At 44.0% G+C, this 6,553-nt stretch carries 5 protein-coding genes and 1 pseudogene; 5 read left to right on the forward strand and 1 reads right to left on the reverse strand.

The window, feature by feature from the left end:
• Positions 1 to 239 (reverse strand): annotated as a pseudogene (locus WBA89_RS21570) (tryptophan synthase subunit beta); the annotation flags it as partial.
• A gap of 257 nt (positions 240 to 496) precedes the next feature.
• Here WBA89_RS21570 and WBA89_RS21575 point away from each other — a divergent pair.
• The 5 genes from WBA89_RS21575 to WBA89_RS21595 form a co-directional block, all read left to right on the forward strand.
• A complete protein-coding gene (locus tag WBA89_RS21575) occupies positions 497 to 1,057 on the forward strand; it encodes a peptidoglycan-binding domain-containing protein (RefSeq protein ID WP_424409343.1) in 561 nt (186 codons plus the stop codon).
• A 575-nt stretch (positions 1,058 to 1,632) separates the two neighbouring features.
• Entirely contained in the window at positions 1,633 to 2,001 is a 369-nt protein-coding gene (locus WBA89_RS21580) for a translation initiation factor (protein WP_242720288.1), read from the forward strand.
• A 152-nt stretch (positions 2,002 to 2,153) separates the two neighbouring features.
• Positions 2,154 to 2,747: a recombination mediator RecR gene (recR, locus tag WBA89_RS21585; RefSeq protein ID WP_194063688.1), complete on the forward strand. Its 594-nt coding sequence runs from the start codon at positions 2,154 to 2,156 to the stop codon at positions 2,745 to 2,747.
• A gap of 167 nt (positions 2,748 to 2,914) precedes the next feature.
• Positions 2,915 to 5,044: a prolyl oligopeptidase family serine peptidase gene (locus WBA89_RS21590; RefSeq protein ID WP_424409345.1), complete on the forward strand. Its 2,130-nt coding sequence runs from the start codon at positions 2,915 to 2,917 to the stop codon at positions 5,042 to 5,044.
• An 895-nt stretch (positions 5,045 to 5,939) separates the two neighbouring features.
• The coding region (locus WBA89_RS21595) for a DUF4347 domain-containing protein (RefSeq protein WP_424409346.1) at positions 5,940 to 6,553 on the forward strand (614 nt) is incomplete at its 3' end.

The raw sequence follows: 6,553 nt of genomic DNA on the forward strand, positions 1-6,553 counted from the left end.
GTGAGGCGTTCGGCAAAATACAAAGGGCTGGGGCGGCCGACATAATCTTTGAGCAATTGTTGAAGTTGCTGTTGAAATTCCGCTTCGCTGCGGTATTTGTGAAAAGCCGCTTCGAGCTCAAACAAAGTCGGCATCAGAGTTTCGGGCACGTATTTGCCGCCGAATTTACCAAATCTGCCGAGGGAGTCGGGGCGTTGGGCCGCTGTTTCGGGAGTGAGACGCAGGGGGGTGACAGTCATTGGATTTTGTGGGGATAATGGGACAGATTTTATTATATCTAGTCGATGGGGCTGTGGGCGATCGGGTGTGCAAATCGCTGAAAGGTCGATTCGGTCGTTTTCGATCATCTCCAAAATTGAGTATTTGAAGAAAATTTATGCTTTATACGTGTTTATACGGAATGGGTATATTCAGGAGTGAATATATTCAGCAGTGAAGTTAAGTGTATGTTTATCTCAAACATGAAATACAACATACAACTAAGCAAGGACAAATCATGAACTCTATTTCTATTCTGCTTCAAGAAGGCTCACAAGGCACCGAAGTCACCAAGCTACAAGAAGCTTTGAAAGATTTAAATTTTGATCCAGGTATCATTGATGGTATTTTTGGGCGAAAAACTAAGCAAGCTGTCATCAATTTCCAAAAGTCCCAACAACTGGTTCCCGACGGCATTGTCGGCGATAAAACTTGGGCTAAACTAAATGCAGCGAACAATCCACGTTTTAATTTTCAGGTAGTTAACGTACAAGAATTCATCTCTTTTGAAGGCATTACAGCGACTAATCCAAAAGCCGTAGCGGCACAATTGTTTAGGAGGTTAGAAGATGAAGAAGGGAGAAATTATGAAGAGATTTCAATTACATATTCCCGAGAAGGAACATCTGTAATTTTATACACCCGAATAGGTTTAGCTGACGATTCAGCCCGTGCACTACGACACCGCGTTGAATTAAAACGCGACCAAAATCAATGGGAAATTATTTGGGTCGGACGGCAATTTCAGTGTCAACCAGGTCGCGGACATCAAGAGTGGTCTGGCATTGTTTGCTCCTAATCGGGTTTTATTCCCTCGATATATAGAAACGCTTCAATCAGTGCCAACGTTTCTATGAAGGTATCGGGTTTATCCCCACTTACTGGTGAAACTAATTGATTAGAACCCCGACTTCGCAGAAGTTGTCGGGGTTCTTTGCTTGCGCCCGATCGCACTTAACCAACTAAAATTAAATTCCCCACCCATCTCAAACCCGCGCTTCAACAGAATTATCCATCTCCCTCTTCTCTTCCTGGACGCCCTCAGCGGTTCACTCCTCCAGAAACAACCGTAAACGATATAATTCAATTGAAACCGGGGAATGTACGATCGTCCTGATAGCCCGCCAGGGAATGAATTCCCTGTCGAGAGAGCTAAAGTCAGTTTTAACTGACTGCTAATATCAAGTACAATTTATGTACAACCAACAGCAAATCTCAGAGATTATATTCCCTGAAAACTCATCTAAATCAACCATTCTCAAACACATTCTACAGTCCTCTTCAGAGGACTTTAGCTATGAGGCAGGGAATGAATTCCCTGCCGAAATGCCGAACTCATCGGCTACCCATCCTAACTCCAAACACCAAACTACTATGAGTACATCAAAACCCAAAAACTCCGATACCAATAACCAATCAGGAAAACGAATTGTTTACTCCGAATTTGGCAATATTGACAACTCCGCGGCCCTTCAACGAGGAATACAAGAAATTCCCCCAAATCAACAAAACCTCAAAATCGAAGCATCCCGAAAAGGACGCGGCGGTAAAACAGTTACAGTCATCAGCGGATTCCAGGGAAAACCCGAAACATTAGCAGCTTTGACAAAGCAGCTAAAAGCCCAATGCGGTACTGGCGGAACAGTCAAGGAAAATGAAATCGAAATTCAAGGCGAACACAAGCAAAAACTGCTAGAAATTATCACAAAGTTAGGCTACAAAGCTAAAATTAGTGGAGGGTAAATTAGTCAATACTCATCAGTGTATGGGCGGGGCGGGTTTATGATATACTTAGTTTTAAACATAGATGGTTGGTAAAACCCGCCGCTACATCGCGCAAATTATACGATCGCCAATCAACCAGAAATGATATTACCAATTACCGCCAATTTTTAATGTACACTCGACCTTTAGCTCGTTTAATCGAACAATTGCAGCGCTTACCAGGAGTCGGGCCAAAAACAGCACAGCGACTCGCTTTGCATATTTTAAAACGACCCGAAGAAGACGTGCGAGCCCTAGCTCAATCTTTAATTGATGCCAAAAAACAAGTTGGTTTCTGCAAAGTATGTTTTCACTTATCCGCTGAACCTGTTTGCGAAATTTGCCGCAATACAAACCGCGACAGTTCTACCATTTGTGTAGTATCAGAATCCCGCGACGTAATCGCCCTAGAAAAAACGCGGGAATACATCGGTAAATATCACGTTGTCGGCGGCGTCATCTCGCCGATGGACGGAATTGGGCCGGAACAATTGAACATTCAACCGTTAGTCCGCCGCGTCAGCCAGCAAAAGATTAGTGAAGTAATTATTGCGATTAGTCCTAGCGTGGAAGGCGAAACTACTACTCTTTATATCGGTCACTTATTAAAACCTTTTACCAGAGTGACTCGCATTGCTTTTGGTTTGCCGATGGGGGGAGATTTGGAATATGCTGATGAGGTAACTTTGGCTCGTGCTTTGGAAGGAAGGAGGGAATTGGATTAGTGAAAATGGGCAATTTTTGAGTTGAAATGTTAGAGAAACGAACCGCGAAGACGCAAAGGACACAAAGGAAGATGGGAGAGAAGGAAGTGCGATTGCTTTATTCAGGTTCGCAATCGCAAATTTGCAAAAAAGGTTAAACTAAACAAAGTTACTGAGAGTGAAAAAATATGACTAAATTCGATCGCCCTTTGACCTACCCCACAACCCGCAAAACCGACCAAACAGACGACTACCACGGCGTCAAAGTACCCGATCCTTACAGGTGGCTGGAAAATCCCGAATCAGAGGAAACCCAAGCCTGGGTGGAAGCCCAAAACGCAGTTACCTTCGGCTACCTCAGCCAAATCCCGGCGCGGGAAAAAATCAAACAGCGGCTGACTCAGCTTTGGGATTACGAGAAATACGGCATACCTTTCAAAGAGGGCGATCGCTATTTCTACTACAAAAATGACGGCCTGCAAAATCAATCGGTACTTTATACTTTACCATCCCTCGACGGCGAACCTAAAGTATTAATTGACCCCAACACTCTCTCGGAAGACGGAACCGTTGCTCTCGGCGGCGTATCTATCAGCGAAGACGGCAAACTAATGGCCTACGGTTTGTCAACTTCCGGCTCCGATTGGCAAGAATGGAAAGTTCGCGATGTGGAAACAGGTGAAGATTTATCAGACCATTTAAAGTGGATTAAATTCTCAGGAGCATCCTGGACTCATGACGGTAAAGGCTTTTTTTACAGCCGCTACGACGAACCAAACGAACAAACCAAACACGAAGACGTTAACTATTACCAAAAACTGTTTTATCACAAGCTTGGCACTTCCCAATCTGAAGACATATTGATCTACGAAAGACAAGACCAAAAAGAGTGGGGATTTAGTGGCGGTGTCACAGAAGATGGCAAATATCTAATTGTATCAGTTTGGCAGGGAACTGAAACCAAAAACTTGATTTTTTACAAAGATTTAACAGCACCGGAATCAAGGGTTGTTGAACTAATTAATGAATTTGAGGCCGAGTACAGTTTCATCGATAATGACGGCTCTCTTTTCTGGTTTCAAACAGATTTAAATGCACCGCTAGGCCGCGTAATTGCGATCGACATTAGCAACCCACCACCATCATCCCTCGCGGGCAGTGAAACCCCCCCGTCGCCCCCCCTTACTAAGGGGGGGATTCAGGGGAAATTCGCAGAAATCATTCCCGAAGCAGCCGAAACCCTCGGAGGCATTGGCATCCTCAACAATCAATTTGTCGCTTCCTACCTAAAAGATGCCTACACCCAGATTAAAATCTTCACCTTAGAAGGCTGTTTCGTGCGAGAAATCGCCTTACCCGGAATCGGTTCGGCGGGAGGATTTGGCGGCAAGCGGCACGATACCGAAACCTTTTATGCTTACACCAGTTTCACAGCGCCCAACACGATTTACCGTTACAATATGGTGACAGATGAAAGCACAATTTATCGGCAGCCAAAGGTAGATTTCAATCCCGAAGGTTATGAGACAAAACAAGTATTTTATCCGAGCAAAGACGGTACTCGCGTACCCATGTTTATCACCCACAAAAAAGGCTTGCAATTAGATGGCAACAACCCGACATACCTGTACGGTTACGGCGGTTTTAGCGTCTCGCTGACTCCGAGTTTTTCTGTTAGCAGGATTGTTTGGTTGGAGATGGGCGGAGTTTACGCAACAGCCTGTTTGCGGGGAGGCGGCGAGTACGGCGAATCCTGGCACCAAGCAGGGACAAAGTTGAACAAGCAAAACGTGTTTGACGACTTTATCGGCGCGGCTGAATGGTTGATCGAAAACAAGTATACCAAACCGGCTAAATTGGCGATCGCAGGCGGCAGCAACGGCGGTTTGTTAGTGGGAGCTTGCATGACTCAGCGGCCGGAATTGTTCGGTGCAGCATTGCCCGCAGTCGGCGTTATGGATATGTTGCGCTTCCACAAATTTACCATTGGTTGGGCCTGGACTTCGGAATACGGTTCGCCGGAAAATGCCGAGGAATTTCCGACAATTTACGGCTATTCTCCCCTGCACAACCTCAAACCGGGAACGGCTTATCCGGCGACAATGATTACAACTGCCGATCGCGACGACAGAGTAGTTCCCGCCCACAGTTTCAAGTTTGCTTCGGCTTTGCAAGAAACCCAAGGGGGAGAAAAGCCGGTGTTAATTAGGATCGAAACCAAAGCGGGTCACGGGGGCGGCAAACCTACTGCTAAAGTCATTGAAGAATTGGCAGATGAATGGGCTTTTTTGGTGCGCGAACTCGATATTAACGTTTAACAAGTGCCGGATTGGCGGTTGCATTTAGTAGGGCGTGCAGCGCGCACGATCCCCGTCGGGCGCGCGCTGCACGCAACATTTATCTCGTAGGGGTTTAAAATAATTTTTGACAGAAATAATCTGGGAACATCTCCGGCTTTGCAAAAAGCATTTTTTGTTTGAGTGCGATTGGGCATTCAAGCAAAACTGAGGATTAGTGTAAATTGTTAAGTCTGACTTTTCGTAATTTCTATTGCACAATGTTAATTTTTGTATGTTTTAGTGGTCGTTCTGATTTTTTTTTGATATCGCTTTTCTCATTTAATTTTGTAGCAATATCAAGGGGCAATAGTAGTAAATCAAATTTAAAATTAAAAATTTTCCAATTCTCAAAAACTGATTTTTCAGTGTAATTACGGTAAATATTCAGTAAAAAGTAACACTTACAACCGTACTGGTTACAGTCACGTTACTTGGATCGCTGCTTTTTTTCAGCAATGCGTAAGTAATACTAAATCCGGGTGGAGAACCTCCTTTATAAAACTTGGCGGTTGAAACCAATATTACATAAACTGCCGTCTGAGTCCAGAAAAACCAAAGAATAAAAGGGGTATTCAAGCCGGATTTTGGATGGCGGGCGATCGCGCTCTCAAGGTTCTGGCATAGTGTATTTTCAAAAAAAACAAGACTTAGCTTTTGAATTCAAAGTCTGAAAAGCTTTGCATATCAAAGCTTTGCGCTGAGTAGCCACTTAGGGTACAGAATTTCCATCCCATTTTATCCAAAAATGTAAAGTAAAAAAAAACACACGTAAGTATACATTTTTATATAAAAAAAAACTTATTAAAAATTTATATTTTGTTGTTTATCAACTTTTTCCCAAAGGGTAGGTTAGAACTGACAAGTAAATCAGCGAATGATAAAAACGCTCCCCAAAATGTCCTATTTGTCAGCCGTAAAAATACCTAAATCTAAAAACATGGCCACTAAAAACAACTTTTTTTTTGCAGGAGCCAGCTCTCAAGCACAGCCTGAAGCCAAAAAATCTCTAGTGGTGGTTGACTCCAGAGTAGAAAATTACGAGCAATTGATCGGTGGGGTCAAAGCAGGAACGGAAGTATTTATACTCAGTGAAACTAGAGGGGCGATCGACCAAATCACCGAAATTTTGGGTCAGCGCCACAATATCAACAGCCTGCACATACTATCTCACGGCCGAGAAGCAGCAGTAGAAATTGGTTCCACAGAACTTAATCTTGACAACCTAGAAACCCACAGCCACCAATTGCAGCAGTGGGGAAAAGCCCTCAGCAAATCCGCCAGCATTTTACTTTACGGCTGCAACATAGCCGCAGGCAAATCCGGCATTAAATTTATACAAAAAATTAGCGAATTCACCGGAGCAAATATTGCAGCATCCCAAAACCTCACAGGAAGCGCAGCACTCGGAGGCGACTGGAAATTAGAAATTGCCACAGGACAAATCAACGCCGAACTAGCCTTTGAAACAGAATTCCTAGAAGCCTACAC

The organism is Microcoleus sp., from assembly GCF_049646505.1.
In the GTDB taxonomy this organism is placed as follows: Bacteria; Cyanobacteriota; Cyanobacteriia; order Cyanobacteriales; family Microcoleaceae; genus Microcoleus.

Coding starts and splice junctions, on each gene's coding strand:
- WBA89_RS21580 (WP_242720288.1), top strand. CDS start 1,633: ATGAGTACATCAAAACCCAAAAACTCCGATACCAATAACCAATCAGGA.
- recR (WP_194063688.1), top strand. CDS start 2,154: ATGTACACTCGACCTTTAGCTCGTTTAATCGAACAATTGCAGCGCTTA.
- WBA89_RS21590 (WP_424409345.1), top strand. CDS start 2,915: ATGACTAAATTCGATCGCCCTTTGACCTACCCCACAACCCGCAAAACC.
- WBA89_RS21575 (WP_424409343.1), top strand. CDS start 497: ATGAACTCTATTTCTATTCTGCTTCAAGAAGGCTCACAAGGCACCGAA.